Origin of the sequence: Actinoplanes sp. NPDC023801, from assembly GCF_040639655.1 — a bacterium.
Classification (GTDB): Bacteria; Actinomycetota; Actinomycetes; order Mycobacteriales; family Micromonosporaceae; genus Actinoplanes.
Genome location: NZ_JBFAAI010000023.1, coordinates 73,543 through 89,164 on the forward strand (window position 1 = coordinate 73,543; position 15,622 = coordinate 89,164).

The 15,622-nt window shown below is 71.9% G+C and carries 12 protein-coding genes; 7 read left to right on the plus strand and 5 right to left on the minus strand.

The genetic code is table 11. From position 1 onward, the window contains the following. Positions 1-6 precede the first annotated feature (6 nt). The 3 genes from AB0G04_RS32060 to AB0G04_RS32070 are packed head-to-tail and all read left to right on the plus strand — an operon-like array spanning position 7 to position 3,157. The gene (locus AB0G04_RS32060; RefSeq protein WP_360990340.1) at positions 7-831 is read left to right on the plus strand and encodes an SGNH/GDSL hydrolase family protein; all 825 of its coding nucleotides are present in this window, start codon (positions 7-9) and stop codon (positions 829-831) included. 47 nt (positions 832-878) lie between these two features. Further along, positions 879-1,694, plus strand: coding sequence for a hypothetical protein (locus AB0G04_RS32065; protein WP_360990343.1), 816 nt, complete (start codon positions 879-881; stop codon positions 1,692-1,694). Continuing rightward, positions 1,691-3,157, plus strand: coding sequence for a hypothetical protein (locus AB0G04_RS32070; protein ID WP_360990346.1), 1,467 nt, complete (start codon positions 1,691-1,693; stop codon positions 3,155-3,157). Before AB0G04_RS32065 ends, AB0G04_RS32070 begins: the two co-directional genes overlap by 4 nt. Before the next feature lie 61 nt (positions 3,158-3,218). Here the strand turns inward: AB0G04_RS32070 and AB0G04_RS32075 are convergent, their stop codons facing one another. Together AB0G04_RS32075 and AB0G04_RS32080 are read right to left on the minus strand one after the other, a co-directional pair. Next, entirely contained in the window at positions 3,219-4,379 is a 1,161-nt protein-coding gene (locus AB0G04_RS32075) for a glycosyltransferase (RefSeq protein WP_360990349.1), read from the minus strand. Continuing rightward, entirely contained in the window at positions 4,369-5,346 is a 978-nt protein-coding gene (locus tag AB0G04_RS32080; protein ID WP_360990351.1) for a glycosyltransferase family 2 protein, read from the minus strand. The genes AB0G04_RS32075 and AB0G04_RS32080 overlap by 11 nt, the downstream gene beginning before the upstream one ends. 456 nt (positions 5,347-5,802) lie before the next feature. Here AB0G04_RS32080 and AB0G04_RS32085 point away from each other — a divergent pair, with 456 nt between their 5' ends. Further along, positions 5,803-8,304, plus strand: a complete 2,502-nt coding sequence (locus AB0G04_RS32085) for an HAD-IC family P-type ATPase (protein WP_360990354.1) — start codon at positions 5,803-5,805, stop codon at positions 8,302-8,304. Between the two features lie 101 nt (positions 8,305-8,405). Here the strand turns inward: AB0G04_RS32085 and AB0G04_RS32090 are convergent, their stop codons facing one another. Further along, positions 8,406-8,954, minus strand: coding sequence for a GNAT family N-acetyltransferase (locus AB0G04_RS32090; protein ID WP_360990357.1), 549 nt, complete (start codon positions 8,952-8,954; stop codon positions 8,406-8,408). Positions 8,955-9,111: 157 nt separating this feature from the next. On the opposite strand from AB0G04_RS32090, the gene AB0G04_RS32095 reads away from it, so the two are divergent. Further along, positions 9,112-11,595 carry an ATP-binding protein gene (locus AB0G04_RS32095; RefSeq protein WP_360990359.1) on the plus strand — a complete coding sequence of 828 codons (2,484 nt, stop codon included), beginning with the start codon at positions 9,112-9,114 and terminating at the stop codon, positions 11,593-11,595. Between the two features lie 17 nt (positions 11,596-11,612). Here the strand turns inward: AB0G04_RS32095 and AB0G04_RS32100 are convergent, their stop codons facing one another. Continuing rightward, entirely contained in the window at positions 11,613-12,422 is an 810-nt protein-coding gene (locus tag AB0G04_RS32100) for a siderophore-interacting protein (protein WP_360990362.1), read from the minus strand. A 204-nt stretch (positions 12,423-12,626) separates the two neighbouring features. Here AB0G04_RS32100 and AB0G04_RS32105 point away from each other — a divergent pair, with 204 nt between their 5' ends. Next, a complete protein-coding gene (locus tag AB0G04_RS32105) occupies positions 12,627-13,286 on the plus strand; it encodes a response regulator transcription factor (protein WP_360990364.1) in 660 nt (219 codons plus the stop codon). Positions 13,287-13,301: 15 nt separating this feature from the next. Continuing rightward, positions 13,302-14,660, plus strand: a complete 1,359-nt coding sequence (locus AB0G04_RS32110) for a HAMP domain-containing sensor histidine kinase (RefSeq protein WP_360990367.1) — start codon at positions 13,302-13,304, stop codon at positions 14,658-14,660. On the opposite strand, the gene AB0G04_RS32115 is transcribed toward AB0G04_RS32110, so the two are convergent. Next, positions 14,650-15,579, minus strand: coding sequence for a TAXI family TRAP transporter solute-binding subunit (locus tag AB0G04_RS32115; RefSeq protein ID WP_360990369.1), 930 nt, complete (start codon positions 15,577-15,579; stop codon positions 14,650-14,652). The genes AB0G04_RS32110 and AB0G04_RS32115 overlap by 11 nt on opposite strands. Positions 15,580-15,622: the final 43 nt, after the last annotated feature.

Sequence of the window (15,622 nt, forward strand, 5' to 3'; positions counted from 1 at the left end):
GTTGCTTTGAAGCGACGCTGGATCTCGGTCGCGACCACCGCGGTGGCGCTGGCCGCCCTCACCGCCTGCGGCGGAGCCGAGGATGCCGCCACGAAGGCCGTGGACGCCCGCGACTTCGTGGCGCTCGGTGACTCGTACGCGGCCGGCCTCGGCGCCGGCAACTACGGCGACAACCCGGACTGCGTGCAGAGCAAGGACGGCGGCTACCCGCAGGTCTGGGCCAAGCTGCGCGCTGCCACCGGACTGGGCAAGGTCACCGACGCGACCTGCGCCGGTGCGAAGATCAATGACGTACGGTTCGAGCAGCTCACCGCCCTGAGCCAGACCACCGGCTGGGTGACCCTGACCGTCGGCGGCAACGACGCAGGCTGGTCCGGGACCCTGCAGAAGTGTCTGCTCACCGACGACAAGACGTGCCAGTCGGCGGTCGACACGGCGATCGCCGCGGCCGAGAGCACGCTGCCGGCCGAACTCGACTCCCTCTACAAGGTCATCCGTGACCGGGCGCCGAACGCGAAGGTGTACGTCCTCGGCTACCCGCACCTGGTCGCCGAGCCGGGCTCGTCCGGGGTGTCCTGCGAGTCACTGACCGACGCCCGCCGCAAGGCTCTCAATTCCGGCGCCGACTCGCTCGTCGAGCTGATCAAGGGCCGGGCCACCGCCCAGCAGGGCTTCACCTTCGTCGACGTGCGCAAGGCCTTCGAGGGTCACGGCGCGTGCACCAAGGAGCCGTGGATCCACGGAATCCGCGACAACCTGTCCGAGTCGTACCACCCGACCGCCGAGGGCCACAAGGCGTACGCCGAAGCCCTGCTCGCCGTCACCGGCTGATCTTCTGCTGTTCGCGTGGTGTACGCCTTCCCACGGTGGGATGGGGCGTGCACCACGCCAACCACTACTACGGCCATTCGTACGTGCTGGCCCGCTGGTGCGGGTTCGACGCCGACCCGCCCCGCATCCAGGGCTATCTGCAGCACGGCTGGAACATCGGCGACGGCCTCGCCCCCGACCACGAGTTCGTCCCGGGCGTACCGACGTTCGTGTGGAGCGAACGCACCCGCCGCCGGGCCTGGTCGATGGGACGGCGTGACGTGCATGTGGTGGGCGCCCCGTGGGCGTACCTCACCGAAATGGAACCGGAGAAGCCGGACCAGCGGCGCGAAGGCACGATTTGGTACCCGTTCCACGGCTGGGAGGGCCAGCACGTGGAAGGCGACCACGACCGCCTGATCGCCGAGATCCGCGACACCGAGACGGGCCCGGTCACCGTCTGTCTCTACTGGCAGGAGTACCGGACGCCCCGGGTGCGCCGCCGCTACGAGCAGGCCGGGTTCCGGGTGATCTGCCACGGTTACCGCGGCGGCTGGTGGAAGGACCTCGACCCGGACTTCCTCTCCCGGCAGCTCGCCGAACAGCGCCGGCATCTGCGGGTGGCGTCTAACCGGCTGTGCAGCGCCGTCTTCTACGGCGTGCTGGCCGGCTGCGAACCGGCCGTCTACGGCGACCCGATGCAGCTGCAGGGCGAGCAGGACCTGTTCGGCGGCCGTTCCCGGATCCGCCGCCAGTGGGCCGACCTGCACGGCCCGCACATCGACGTGGCCACCGCCCGTGACATCGCCGCCGACGAGCTCGGCGCCGACCGTACCCTGTCCCCTGCCGAACTCCGGCACCTGTTCCATTGGACGACGGCATGACTCCGCTTCTGCTCGGCGGCGAGATGCCGCACTGGTCCGACCACTCCCCCGCCGGTGGCGTGCCGCTGCGCGAACTCGCCGGTTCGGCGCACGGGCACGTTCTCGTGGTGGGGCCGCACGACCCGGCACTGGTCGACGCGATACCGGCCCGGCAGGTGACGGTTCTGGTACGCGGGGTGCCCGACGCGGAGGAACTGGCCGCGCGCTGGGTGGACCGCCCCGGCGTCCAGGTGTGCTGCGGCAGTCTCGACAAGCTCGCGGCCGTTCCGGCGTACGACACCGTCGTCGCCCTGGACGGCCTGGACCGGACCGGCTCCACCGAGGCCGCCGACCTGCCGTGGCCGGCCGCGCTCGACCGGCTGCTCGCGGTGCTGCGGCCCGGCGGCCGGCTGCTGCTGTCGGTGACGAACCCGGTCGGACTGAACCGCCTCTACGCCGGTGCGCTGCCGCCGGACGACTCCGCCTGGGCTCCTTTCTCGCGGGAAACTCCGGCCGGGCCCGGCGCGGTCCGTGATCACCTGCGCGCCGCCGGGCTCGAACCGCTGCGCGCCTACGCCGCGTACCCGGCGCCGCAGTCACCGACGGTGCTGCTCAGCGAGGACGCCCTGAACGATCCTCAGCTGCACGGGTACCTGACGACGGCACTGCGCCGCGCCGGACTGCCCGGCGGGCCGCTGCTGGCCGACCCACGGCCGCTCGCGGACGACCTTCTCCGGCACGGTCTTGCCGTCCCGCTCGCTCCGGCGTGGATCGTCGTCGCGGCCCGGCCCGGTCACCGTCCGGCGCCCCTCCCGGACGGTCTGGTCGCGGACGGTCATCTACTGCGGACACCCGGCGGCTGGCTGGCCGGCGGTGTTCCCGTCGCGGCCGGCGAGTGCCTGCACGACGTTCTGCTGGCCGCGGCCCGCTCCGGGGACCGGCCGTCGTTCCGGGCGCTGCTCACCGCCTGGCAGTCCGGGGTGCACGCGGACGTACCGGCCGATGCGATCGTCATCTCCCCCGACGGCACGCTGCACGCCCCACCTCCTACGCCGCCCGCCGCTCCCGCCGCCGCACTCGCTGCTGCTTCCGCGCCCGCCGCCGCTCCCGCCCTGTCGCAGCTGGCAGCCGCCATGCACGCCGAAGGGCTGTCGCATCTGTGGCCCGCCGACGACATCGGACAGCTGCTGGCGGCCATGGCCGGCCACTCCGAGATCCCGCCGGCCGTGCCCCGCGCCACCCCGGAGACCCTGCGCGAGCTCACCGCCGCGCACGATCTCCTGGCACGGCGGCTGGACGAGGCAAAAACCCAGCTCATCTGGTACGAGCAAAGGACCGCAACCCTGCAGTCCGAACTGAACCGGGCCCACCGGATCATCACCGTTCTGAAGGCCACGCCCGGCGGCCGTGCCGCCACCGCGGTCCTGGCCGGCGCCCGCCGAGGCAGACGCCTGGCCACCGCCGCCCTCCGCCGCCTCCGCTGACCCAGCTGGACACCACCGCTGTCTCGGCGCGCCCGAGACAGCGGTCAGGGCCGGCCGGGGTTCAGTGGCGGGCGGTGGGGGCCGGGTGCTCGGCGATGGCCTCGTCGTACAGGGCCTCCAGCCGGCGGGTCTGGGTGTCCAGGTCGAAGTGGGCGATGACGTGGTCACGGCCGTGGGAGCCGAGGCGTCGGCGGAGGCCGGCGTCGCCGATCAGGCGGACCAGCGACGCGGCCAGCGCCCGGGGGTCGGCTTCCGGGCTCAGCAGGCCGGTACGTCCGTCGAGGACCGCTTCCGGGATGCCGCTGTGCCGGGTCGCCACGACGGGCAGTCCGAGGGCGGCCGCCTCCAGGATGGTGGTCGGCAGGCCCTCGGTGTCGCCGTCGGGAGCGGTTTTCGACGGGGCGGCGAGGATCCGGGATTCGGCGAGGTGCCGTTGCACCGAGTCCGGTGGCTGGCTGCCGACGAAGGTGGCGTCGACACCGAGCCGCTCGGCCATGGCCCGCATCTCCCGCAGCAGCGGCCCGTCGCCGATGAGCACCACCCGCGGTTTCGGCGCGGTGATCCGCGACACGGCGGTGAGCAGGTCGTCGACGCCTTTCTTGGCGACGAACCGGCCGACGAACGCGATGTCCCAGCGTTTCGGCAGGACCGGTGGGGTGGCGGGCACGGGTACACCGGTGTGGTGCACACGGATCCGGGCGGGGTCCGCACCGCACGCCTCGGCGCGGTCGCGGATCATCTCGGAGACGGCGATGACCAGGGCGGCCCTGCCGAAGACGGCGCGCAGGTTGCGGCGGTACCGAAGCCCGTGCAGGCCGGGGCTCTGCGGCTGGCGGGTGACGTCGTGGCCGTGGACGGTGACGATCAGGGGCACGCCGAGTTGCTGAGCGGTACGGCTGATCAGCCAGCCGTCGCCGCCGAAGTGGGCGTGCACCAGGTCGGGCCGGATCCGGGCGAGGACCGCCCGTAGCCGGGGTGAGGTGCCGCCGAGCCGCAGGCCGAGGAACTCCCGCCGCCCGGCGGGGCCGTCCGGGAACGCGATCACATCGTCCGGACGCGACAGTGCCGAGGTGATCCGGGTAGCGCCGACGTAGGTCGGCGTCCAGCGGGTCAGCGCGTCACCCTGGCCCCGGATGAACGTCTCCGAGCCGAGAAGCATCGCGCTGCGCCAGATCGCGACCCGGCGCAGATCCGGCCGGGGAGCGGCGGGGTCAGGCGACATCGACCGGCTCGGGTGAGTCGGTGGTCTGCGGTTCGGGGCGGCGGCCCACGACCAGGTCCCGGAGGCGGGCACGCAGCGCCGGCGGCAGTGCCCAGATCTGCAGGTGGGTCAGGTAGTCGAGGGTGCCGGGCCGGCCGTGCCGCCGGGCCTCGGCGAGCAGTTCGCGGAAGTGGCGGCCCTGCCGTCCGGGTGCGGCCATCGAGCTGATCACGCTGAGGGTGAAGGCGGCGTACGCCCGGGGCGTGAACAGATGCCGGTTGTCGCGCAGCCATCCGAGCTGTTCGTCGTACGGGTTGTGCAGGCTGATCCGGTCACGGTCCTCGTCCTGGTGCCAGAGCACGAGCGGCTCCTCGGCGTAGAGCAGTTCCACCCCGTCCTCGCGGACGGCCCGCAGCGCCCAGTCGAGTTCCTGCTGACGGCGCAGCCCCACGGTGAACGGCACCCGGCGCAGGAGTTCGGCCGGGACCATGATGGTCGACGTCTGGATGAAGCCGTCACCGTAGAACAGGCCACGCCGGACGGTGAAGTATTCGCTCAGCGGCTCGCCGGGGCCGGGCAGCCGGCGCGGCATGACCGAGTCGGCGCGGGGCGTGCGGTTGATCAGCCGGGTGGCGACGATCGGGAACTCGGCCCGGGATCCGGCGGCCAGGGCGAGCTGCACCTCGATCTTGTTGGGCAGCCATTCGTCGTCGTCGTCGAGCAGGGCCACGAACCGGCCGTGGGCCGCCCGCGCGCCGACGTTGCGGGCGTTCGGGGCGCGGCCCCGCTCGGGGAGGACGATCACCCGCAGCCGGTCGTCGCCGATCGCGGCGAGCGCCTCGGTGGTGTCCGCGTCGGGACCGTCGACGACCACGACGACCTCGAGGTCACGGTGGGTCTGGGCGAGGGCGCTGCCGACCGCCCGGACGGCCAGATGTGGACGGCCACACGTCGGGATGACGACGGTGACATCCGGTTGTGCAGGCATGTCGACTCGCTTACGCAGGGGCGCCGCTCGATGAGCGGGCGCGGCCGGGGCGTGATCGACTCGACGCTAGGAGCGGCGGGCGGCGGGCAGGTTAATGCCGCAAGGCGGCCCGGCGCTGTGCAAACGAGCAGACCGTGCATACGGATCCCGGGCGTCACGGGCCTGCACAGTCCAGACACGACCCGGAATTCACAGCGTGGAGCCGTCCTGAGCGGACTGCCGGGCCGGCAGGGCCGGGCGGCGGATCCGGCTGGCTCCCGCCGGCGACGGCCATCGATGACGGGACATCGAACGGGAGGTTGCGCCGCCCCGAACAGCACCCGGCCGATCACTGTGCGGGGCGCCGCCCGGGCCGCCGTCGTCGTCTGCCCGGCCACCACCAATGACGGCGAATCGGATCGCAGCCTCCTGGGCGATATGTACCTTGAGGTCGGGGGCTGGGATCCGATGGAACAGATGACGCTCGCGCCGGCTGAGGGGCTCACCGGCGTGGAGGCCGAGGCGCGGCGCCGGCGGGGCGAGGCGAACACCGCCGTGCAGGGCGGATCCCGCGGCTATGCCGAGATTCTGCGGACCAACGTCTTCTCGTTCTTCAACCTGATCCTGTTCGTGATCGGCGCCGCCCTGCTGAGCCTCGGCCAGTACAGCGATGCCCTGATCAGCGTCGGCCTCGGCCTGATCAACGCGGTGATCAGCGCGGCCCAGGAGATCCGGGCCAAACACAAGCTCGACCGGCTGCAGCTGCTGGACCGCTCCGGCGTACTGGTGGTCCGCGACGGCCACGAGGTGGAGATCACGCCCGACCAGGTGGTCCGCGGAGACGTGGTACGGGTCCGGCCCGGTGACCAGATCGTGGTGGACGGGCCGCTGCTCGACGGCGGGCGCCTGGAGGCCGACGAGTCACTGCTGACCGGCGAGTCCGAGCCGGTGGTCAAGCATCCCGGCGACGAGCTGCGCTCGGGCAGCCTCTGTGTGGCCAGGGACGGGCATCAGCTGGCCCGCGACGTGGGCGTGCACAGTCATGCCGGCCGGTTGACGGCCGAGGCGCGGCGGGCCACCACCGACCGTACGCCGCTGCAACGCCGCATCGAGTTCATCGTCCGGCTGGTGATGGCGCTGACCGTACTGATGAGCGGTTGCATCCTGGCGCAGGCGGCCCTCGAGGGGTTCAGCGTGCTGCGGGTCGTGCAGATCACCGCGGTGCTGTCCGGGCTGGTGCCGTACGGGCTGTTCTTCCTGATCGCGCTCGCCTACACGGCCGGGGCGGTCCGGATCGCCCGCAGCGGGGCGCTGGTGCAGCAGGTCAACGCCGTCGAGTCGGTCAGCAACGTGGACGTGATCTGCACCGACAAGACCGGCACCCTCACGACCGGTCAGCTGACCCTCGAGGAGATCGTCCCGCTGGGTGGGCACGAGTACGGCGAGGCGGCGGAGGCGCTCGGCGGGCTGGCCCACAACGCCGTCACCCCGAACCTGACGGCGCTGGCGATCGCCTCGTCGCTGGGCGGGCCGATCTGGGACGTCCGCGACGAGGTGCCGTTCTCGTCGTCGCTGCGCTGGTCGGGGATGGTCACCGAGTCGGGGACGTGGGTGCTGGGCGCCCCGGACGCGCTGGCCGCACGGCTGCGGCAGCACGTCCCGCCCGCCGAGGTGGCCGAGCGGGCCGGACGTGGCCTGCGGGTGCTCCTGCTGGCCCGCGCCGAGAACCCGGAGGCCGGGCTGCGTGACGCGGCGGGACGGCCGGACCTGCCGATGCTGGCGCCGGTCGCGCTGGCTGTCCTCGCCGACGAGTTGCGTGCGGACGTCGTGGCGACGGTGGCCCGGTTCCGCGCCGACGGGGTGGACGTGAAAGTGCTGTCCGGCGACGATCCGCGTACCGTCGCCGCGATCGCCGCCCGCGCCGGCATCGCCGGTTCCGAACCGGTTCCCGGTGCCGACCTGGACGTTCTCGACGATCCGGCACTGGATCGGCTGGTCAGCCGCACCGCGATCTTCGGGCGGGTGGCGCCCGAGCAGAAGGAACGCATCGTCCGTTCGCTGCGCCGCCAGGGCCGCTACGTCGCGATGATCGGTGACGGGGTGAACGACGCCCGCGCCCTGAAACAGGCACACGTCGGCGTCGCGATGCGCAGCGGCAGCGCGGTGACCCGGGACGTCGCGGACATCGTGCTGGTCGACGACGACTTCGCGGCGCTGCCACCGGCCCAGCGGGAGGGCCGGCGGATCATCAACGGGATCGGGCTCTCGCTCTACGTCTTCCTGGCCCGGGTCGCCAGCCAGGGACTCGTGATCCTGGCCGTCACCATGCTCCAGCTGGGCTTCCCCTACTCGCCGACGCAGGTCGGACTGACCATGTTCACGGTCGGCATCCCGACGGTGTTCCTCACCTTCTGGGCAAGATCCGACCGGCCCGACCCGCACATGGTGCGCAACCTGGTCCGGTTCGTGGTGCCGGCCGCGGTGGTGACGGCGACGTTCGGCACAGCCGTCTACACGGCGCTGTACCGGATGGTGTCGGAAGGTTTCAGCTCCGGCCGTCCGCCGGAACGGATCATCCACGAGTTCGAACGGATCACCGGCCTGCGGTACGCGCTGGACGCCGACTTCACCACGGCCGCGGCGACGATCCTGGCGCAGACCGGCCTGTCGACGTTCTTCTGCTTCGCGTCGTTCCTGCTGATCCTGTTCCTGGCACCGCGCTCGCGGTTCTTCGCGGCGTGGACCGCGCCGACCGGCGACAAACGGCCGGCCCTGCTCGTGCTGGGGCTGTCGGTGCTGTTCAGCGCAGTTCTCTGCGTACCCGCGCTATGGAGTTATTTCGGTTTGATGGGCCCGTCGAAGCCGGTGTTCTTCGTGGTGCTGCCGGCCCTGATCCTCTGGTATCTGGCCCTCACCGTGGTGTTCCGCTTCCGGCTCTTCGACCACCTGCTCGGCCTGGACCAACCCGGCATTTCCTAAGGTACGGGTGAAGCCCGCCGACAGTCGGCGCACGGATCCCGGCCGGCTGCCGTTTGGGGGGCCATGGGCCGCCGGCCGGGTTCCGCGGAATGCCCAGCGCGTTACTGCTTCATGACCCAGGTACGCAGCGGCCTGTCGAACTCGGCCGCCACCTCCCAGCCGGCCCGTCGGTAGAAGTCCACATTCTCCGGTTTGCTGGTCTCGAGGAACGCGGGCAGACCGTCCTCGGCGGCTCGGCGGAGACCGGCGGCCATCAGTGCCCTGCCCCAGCCACGGCCGGTCGCCTCGGGGCGGGTGCCGAGCACGCCCAGGTACCAGAACGGCTCGTCCGGCAGGGCCGCGTGCACGGCGGCGTCGTACTCCTTCATCCGCTCGCCCGCGTCAGCCGGGAGATCGATGCCGTCCGCCGGGTCGTCGCCCCCGGACGGCGGCTCCCAGATCGCCGCCGCCACACCGTCGATGGTCCAGACGGTGCCCCGGTTCACCCGCTTGTCGAAGAGGTACCCGAAGAAGGCCGCCGCCTGCCGCGGATAGTCGCCGGGAAAGAGGAACCGCAGAACGGGATCAACCGGGAACGCCGCCACCAGCGAATCGACGATGCGCTGCCGGTCGCCGGGCCCGGCCACAGTGATCAGAGGAGTGTCAGTCACGCCCGCGAACTGTACCGCCCTCAAGGCTTCCTAGGAGGCTAGTCTCATTCTTGCCAACGGGCGGGCGGCGGCTCCGGAGGAAGAATCGTTAAATCCCGATGTGAGGAGACCGCGGTCACCCTCAGCGGAAGCGCCGGGTTGCCGATCGGTTTCGGTGATGGCGCAACACAACCACCTCATCCCCGCACCGGAGACGGCGCTGCGAGACGAGCGCGACGACGCGCTGCGGACCGCGGCACGCCTGCGTGCGGTCCTGGAGTGCGCCCAGGACGCGTTCGTGTCGATGGACGGCCGCGGCCGGATCACCGCCTGGAACCGGGCGGCCGAGCAACTGTTCGGGTGGCCGGCCGACGAGGCGATCGGGTCGCTCGCCACCGAGCTCATGATCCCGCCGGCGCTGCGGGAGGCACACGATGCGGGCATGGCGCGGGTACGCCGGACCGGGGTCTCCGAGTTGGCCGGCCACCGGCTCGAGCTGACCGCTGTCGATCGCCAGGGCCGGGAGTTCCCGGTCGAGATGACCCTGCAGCTCCAGCACGAGCGCGGCGAACCGATCTATCACGCGTTCCTGCACGACATCACGGCACGGACCACCGCCCGTGCGGAACTGCAACAGGAACGGGCCTTCCTCCAGGCATTGCTGAACAGCCTGGACACCGGGGTGGCGGCGTGCGGCAGCGACGGGCGGCTGGCCCACTTCAACGCCGCGATGCGGGAGATCCACGGACAGGACCTGCAGCCGATCGAGGTGGAGTCCTGGGCGCAGATCTATCACCTGTACGCGGCCGACGGACGTACCCCGATGGAGTCGGCGGAGGTACCGCTGGCCCGTGCGTTCGCCGGGGAGACGGTGCAGCACGGGGAGGTGGTGGTGTGCGCGCCGGACCGGCCGCCGCGCCGCTTCCTCACCAACGCCCGGCCGATCGACACCGACGGGGGCCGGCGCCTCGGCGCGGTCGTCGCCATGCACGAGATCACCGACGCCTACCGGGCCGAGATGCTGCGCCGCTGCCGGCACGCGGTCGCGCAGGCGCTGTCCGAGGCGGTCTCGGCGCGGGACGCCGCGATGGCCTCGGCCGCGGGCGTCGCCGCGGAGCTCGGCTGGGTGTGCGCCGAGTACTGGGAGGTCGACGAGGAAGGACATCGGATCGTACGGGCCGGGTCGTGGAGCCGGGCGGGCATCGACCTGGCCGCGTTCACCGGTGCCGATCCGCTCTCCTTCCGCATCGGCCAGGGCGTGCCGGGGGCGGTCTGGGAGCGGGGCGCCGACATCTGGAGCAACGATCTGCTCGGCGACCTCGCCGATCCGGGCCGGCTGTCGCTCGGGCACCGGCTGGGACTGCGCGCCGCGATCGGCATGCCGGTGTACTCCGGCACCCGGGTGGCCGGCGCTCTGGCGTTCTTCTCCGATACCCGGGTCCGCCGGGACGACGACATCCTGGCTGTACTGCGTGACATCGCGGCACAGGTGGGCCGGTTCGTGGAACGCCGCCGCGCCGAGGACCTGACCCTGGCGCTGGCCACCGCCCGGCGCGACTTCGACCGGGTGATCGATCTGGTCAACGACTGCGTCTGGAGTATCCGGTACGACCCGCCCGACCGCTGGCGGACGATGTACGTGAGCCCGGGTGAGAGCGGGGTGTTCGGCGGGCCGTTGCCGTCCGCGGACACTCTCGCCCACGTGATGGCCGAGCACATCCACCCCGACGACCTGCCGCAGTTCCGGCACTATCACGACGAGGTGTCCGCCGGCCGGCCGGCCGAGTTCGAATCGCGGTTCGCCGGCTTCGACGGCGTCACCCGCTGGATCTGGTGCCGCGGGTTCCCCCGGTTCGAGAACGGCATCCTGTACGTCGACGGGATCGCCACCAATGTCACCGAACGACGGGAGCTCGCCGACCGTCGGGAGGCGCTGCTCGCCCAGGAACAGGAGCAGGTACGCCGGTTGCGCGAACTGGACCGGATGAAGGACGAGCTGGTCGCGGTCGTCAGTCACGAGATGCGCAACCCGCTCGCGATCATCGCGGCGTACACCGACTCGTTGCTCGAGGAACCGGAGTTCGCCGGCCGGCCGGAGCTGGCCGCCATCGAACGCACCAGCGCCCACCTGGTGCACCTGGTCGAGGACCTGCTCGACCTGGCGAGGTTCGAGGCCGGACCGGCGCTGCTGGACCCCCGGCCGCTGCACCTGGACCGGCTGGTGCGTCAGGCCGTCGAGGAACACCGGATCACCGCCCAGGTGGAGCTGCTCACCGACATCGAGCCGCTGCCGATGGTCGCCGGCGAGGAGGCGCGGCTGCGGCAGGTGCTCGACAACCTGCTCTCCAACGCGATCAAGTACACGCCGGCCGGGGGGACCGTCACGGTCGGCGCGCGGGCCACCGCCGACGCGGTGATCGTCGAGGTGACCGACACCGGCATCGGGATACCGGCCGAGCAGTATCCGAAGCTGTTCACGCGGTTCTTCCGGGCCAGCACCGCGGTGGAGCGCAAGATCAAGGGCACCGGACTGGGGCTGGCCGTCACCAGGGCGCTGGTCGAGGCGCACGGTGGCACCATCACCGCCGAGCCGGGGCCGGAGTGCGGCACCCGGTTCACCGTGCGGCTGCCCGCCCCCGGCACCACTCCGGCAAGCCCGTGACCATGCCGGGCTCGGGCTCACATCGCGGCGTGGCCGTGACGCCAGTAGCCGATGAAGTCGATCTGCTGCTTGGCCACCCCGCGGTCCTCGATCAGGTGCCGGCGTCCGCCGGTGACCAGCGCGGATTCGCCGACCAGGTACGCGTAGACCGGGCCGGACGGCAGTTCGGCGGCCCGCAGCGTCTCCAGGGCGAGCCGGCCCGGCACCCCGGCCGGGTCGTCGCGGGCCACCCAGCGCAGGTCCACGCCCGGCGGCACCCGGAACTCCTGCCGGTCCTCGATGGACGGCAGCTCGACGATTGCCACGCCCTTGGCGTCGCCGGGCAGCGACTCGCAGACACCGGCGACGGCGGGCAGGCCGGTCTCGTCGGCGACCAGCAGCGTCCAGTCGTGCTCGGCCCTGGGGTGGTAGCCGACTCCCTGGTCGAGCAGGCCGGCCTGGTCGCCGGGGTTCGCGGCGAGAGCGAACGTGCTGGCCGGGCCGCTGTGTCCGTCGGCGTCCACGTGCACCACGAAGTCGACGTCGAGACCGTCCGGCCGGTACGCCCGGACCGTGTAGTTGCGCACGTAGGGCCGCTTCGGCTTGGCGGTGGCGAGGTACTGGGCGTACCACAGGCCGGAGGTGCGGGTCGGCAGTTTCAGCGTGTCCTGGCCGGGGCGGGGCAGGAACAGCCGGAACCACTGATCGAAGCCGAGCGGGGTGAACTTGCCGAGCCCTTCGCCGCCGAAGGTCACCCGGACCACGTTCGGCGAGATCCGTTCGGTCTTGGTGACCTCGAGCAGCAGAACATGGGGATCGACCGGCTTACGGATCTTGTAGTTCGCCATAGTTAGGTGAACCTAACCTAATGGCCCCACCCGGTCCATAGGCGGGCGTAACCGCCCTCCGCCGCCCTCCGCGGGCCGGAGACAGCGGTACGCGACAGCCGGGGGTCGAAGGCCGGGAGTGTGCCAAGCGTGCGTGCGGCGGTGCCGCCGGAAACAAACGGCGGTTAACGTTCGGGAGTCGGGGCGAGGATGGGCGGATGACTCATGCGGATACTTCTGGTGGAGGACGACCACCGGGTCGGAGCCGTCATGTCGTCGATGTTGCAGCGGAGGGGCTACGCCGTGGAGCACGCCGCCACCGCGACGGCCGCGCTCGAGGCCGCGCCCTGCGACCTGGTGCTGCTCGACCTGAATCTGCCGGACGGTGACGGGCTGGACGTCTGCCGGGCCCTGCGGTCCCGCAACGAGAATCTCGGGATCATCGCGGTGACCGCCCGCGGCGAGGAACGGGACCGGGTGACCGGGTTGCGGGTCGGTGCCGACGACTACGTGGTGAAGCCGTTCTCGATGGCCGAGCTGCAGGCGCGCATCGAGGCGCTGCTGCGGCGGACGGTCCGGCAGAGCCCGGTGGCCGCCGGGATCATCGAGGCGGGGCCGATCCGGATCGACCCGGCAGCGCGGACCGTCTCCGTCGAGGGCGAGCCGAAGACGCTGACCCGCAAGGAGTTCGACATTCTCGCGTCGCTGGCGCGGCAGCCGGGGGTGGCGATGACCCGGGAGCGGATCATGCTCGATGTCTGGCAGACCACCTGGTCGGGCAAGCACACGCTGGAGGTCCACGTGGCCTCGCTGCGGGCCAAGCTGGGCGATCCCGGGCTGGTGGAGACCGTCCGCGGCGTCGGATACCGTTTGCGCACCACATGAGCAACGGGAGACGGCGTGCGCAGGCGGCTGGTGATCACCTACCTGCTGCTGCTGTGCATGGTGCTGCTCGCGCTGGAGATCCCGCTCGCCTTGACCGTCGCCAGCCGGGAGACCGACGGGGCCGTCGCTGACCGGATGGCCGACGCGACCCGGTTCGCGTCACTGGCGGCTCCGGCCGTCCGCAGCGGCGACATGGACGCGCTGAACGACGAGTTGCGCCGCTACTCGGAGCTCTACGGCATCGGTGTGCTGCTGTTCGATCAGGATCAGGTGGTGCTCAGCGCGTTCGGCACCCGCCCGGCGTCGCCGGTGGTCGCGGTACGCGGGGCGCTGGCCGGACATCAGGTGAGTTCGCCGGCCACGCTGTGGCCGTGGGTACGCGAGCCGCTGACGGTGGCGGTGCCGATCAGTGACGGCGGCGCGGTGCTGGGTGTGGTGCTGACCGTGTCGCCGACCGACCGGAGCCGCCGGGACGTGCTGGTCGTGTGGCTGGCGCTGACGCTGGTCGGGGTCCTGGCGGTGGCGGCCTGCCTGACGACGGCGGACCGGCTGGCGAGCTGGGTGCTGCGGCCGGTGACCCGGCTGGACTCGGCCGCCCACGAGATCGCCGAGGGGGACAGCGCGGCGCGGGTGGTACCGGGGCTGGGCCCGCCGGAGCTGCGCCGGCTGTCGGCGAGTTTCAACGAGATGGCCGACGCGGTGGCCGAGGCGATGGAGCGCCAGCGGTCGTTCGTCGCGCACGCCAGCCACCAGCTGCGCAACCCGCTGACCGTGCTGCGGCTGCGGATCGAGGATCTGGGTAGCCGCCTCGACGACGAGGAGCTGCGTTCCGAGCACGAATTCGCACTTGAGGAGACCGACCGGCTGGCCGACGTGCTGGACGGGCTGCTGTCGCTGGCCCGGGCCGAGCGCGGCCGGCACCAGGTGGAGATCGCCGACGCGACGGCGCTGACCGCGGACCGGGTGAAGGCATGGCAGCCGCTGGCCGACCGGCGGGACGTCGCCCTGGTCGCCGAGCTGCCGGACGGCCCGCTGCCGGCCCGGCTGGTGGCCACCGCGCTGGATCAGGCGCTTGATGCGCTGATCGACAACGCGCTGAAATTCACCCCGGCCGGCGGCCGGGTGGTGGTCCGGTTGCGGTCGGTGGACGGCGACGCCGAGGTGTCGGTACGCGACACCGGCCCCGGCATGACCGAGGAGCAGTGCCGGCAGGCCACCGAACGGTTCTGGCGGGCCCCGGACGCGCAGAACGTGGACGGCGCCGGCCTGGGCCTGTCCATCGTGGCGGTGCTGGTGGAGGCGTCCGACGGCCGGTTCACGCTGACTCCGGCGGACACCGGCGGCCTGGCCGCGACGATCCGGTTCAGGGCTTGACGGACTTGTAGTAGCGGGCCGCACCCGGATGCAGCGGCACCGGCAGGGTGGAGATCGCGGCCCGCAGTTCGAGCCGTTCGGCGGCCGGGTGTGCGGCGGCCAGCTCCCCGCGGCGTTCCAGCAGCAGCCGGGTCAGGTCGTAGGCGAGGTCCTCGGGCATGTTGGCGGAGACGACGAGGAGGTTCGGCACGGCCACCGTCGCGACCGGCGGCAGGGAGTACGCCGAGGTCGGCACATCCCGGACCGCGTACACGTCGCCGTAGTCGTCGCGTAGTTCGCCGGCCCAGTCGGACAGGTCGACGATGCGGATGCCGACCTCGGCACCGAGCTGTTTGATGCCGCTGACCGGCAGGCCGCCGGAGAAGAAGAAGGCGTCGATCGCACCGCGTTCCAAGGCCACGATCGAGTCGTCGAGGCTGAGTTCACGCCGCTGGACGTCGTCGGACATGCCGGCCACGGAGAGCAACCGCCCGACGGTGACGGTGGTGCCGGAGCCGCGGGCGCCGACCGAGACGCGCCGGCCGTCGAGGTCGGTCAGGTCGTCGATGGTGCTGTCCGACCTGACCACGAGATGCAGCAGGTCGTCGTAGACGCGGGCGAGCGCCACCAGCGACGCCGCCGGTTCACCGCCGGTGACGAGCACGTCGGCCTGCGCGAACCCGACCTCGGCGGCGCCGCGCGCGACCAGTTCCATGTTCTCGGCCGAGGCCGCGGTGGCCAGGACGGTGGCGTCGGTGGCGGGCAGTTCGCGTTCGATGATTTCGCCCATGGCGGTGCCGATGGCGTAGTACACGGCGGTGGGGCTGCCGGTCGCGATCCGCACCTGACGCTTCTCCGCAGTCCCGTCAGTACAGCCCGTGACGATCAGCAGCAGGGCCAGCCCGGCGATTGCCATACGGCTGCTCAAAAGGGTCACCACTGATCCCCACGCGGGACGGCCCGGTCCGCGCAAGTTTCCCTCA